Origin of the sequence: Prevotella sp. OH937_COT-195 (assembly GCF_003932845.1) — a bacterium.
In the GTDB taxonomy this organism is placed as follows: domain Bacteria; phylum Bacteroidota; class Bacteroidia; order Bacteroidales; family Bacteroidaceae; genus Prevotella.
In genome coordinates, this window is record NZ_RQZH01000072.1 from 1 (window position 1) to 1387 (window position 1387).

Here is a 1387-nt window from a genome sequence, read left to right on the forward strand (position 1 = left end):
AACAGAATAATGCATTATCTGAATACTATTCTTTCAAGGAATAGAACAATATTAAATTCATCTACATTATAGACGAAAGGACTAGCTAACACTAGTCCTTTTTTATGTATAGCTTTTGATCTACTCGTTACACTCGCAGAAAAAGCTATACATATAATCAAAACCAACCCACCATAAATTTTAATTGTAAAATAATTGCTTTTTGACTTCACGATATCGCTTTAATGATTTGGATTGGTTGTTAAGTTGGAATTAATCCAACTTAAAACCTGCACCAATCGCCACCTCAGTGGCTATCATTTTCGCTTTGCTCGTCAAAAATTTTCTCATTTCACAATGTAAAATTTAGGTTTGGCAAGCATCGTATTTGCTAGCCACTTCATTCGCTACGCTCATTTCGTGACTGCAAATACACTTGTTGGGGGCATGCCCCCAATCCCCCTGCCAAATGCTAGCCATATAACAAAATTAGTTGTAAGCATAAATGCATTCACTTCTTTTCTATATAAATATGAACGAAGTGAATAAGCGTCGGGAAAGCAGCAAAAAGTTTCCTTTTTGCTGTTGGAGCATGGGGTTTCAGGGGGTGCAGTATCTGACGTCAATGCCGAGCGAAAGCGAGCCGAAGGGTAGCATTTACGTTAGATAACCCCCTGATATGCTCCGACGCTTTATATAGAAAAGAAGATTTAACTACTTAAATTCTTATTATAGGTTGATATGATAGTTTCTATTAAGAATTTCTTTGTTCTAATTTTTCACTTGTTTTGTTCTAATTTCTTTTAACAAATGTTCTTTTTTTTTTAGAACTGTTATGATATATTTAGAATAACTTAAAATAAAGGAGTGATTGAAAGTGAAAGAAAGATATGGAACAGTATATAAGGGCTCTCAGAGGCTCATAGACGAACAAAGTGGAGAAGTAATAGAGGTAGATAAGTTATACCGAAAACAAACGTCTGGTAACTTCGTAAAGGCATATATCGTTCAACTAATAAGTATGTTAGATATGATTGGTGGAAAAAAACTTAAAATCGTAAATTACATTCTTGATAACGTACACTTAAGTAATAACACAATGATAGCTACTACGAGAGAAATAGCTAAAGCTACAAACACAAGCTTACAAACCGTAACTACAACTCTTAAAATCTTAGAAGATGGAAATATTATAAAAAGAAAAACTGGAGCTTTAATGTTAAACCCAGAATTACTTATGAGAGGCGATGACCAAAAACAAAAATACCTCTTACTCGAATTTGGGAACTTTGAGCAAGAGGCATCAGAAAAACAGAATAATGCATTATCTGAATACTATTCTTTCAAGGAATAGAACAATATTAAATTCATCTACATTATAGACGAAAGGACTAGCTAACACTAGTCC

1 protein-coding gene is annotated in these 1387 nt (G+C 33.5%); it reads left to right on the forward strand.

Annotated features, from left to right (window positions below):
- The first annotated feature begins 856 nt into the window (after nt 1-856).
- Nucleotides 857-1333: a replication/maintenance protein RepL gene (locus EII32_RS11270; protein WP_050190807.1), complete on the forward strand. Its 477-nt coding sequence runs from the start codon at nt 857-859 to the stop codon at nt 1331-1333.
- Nucleotides 1334-1387: the final 54 nt, after the last annotated feature.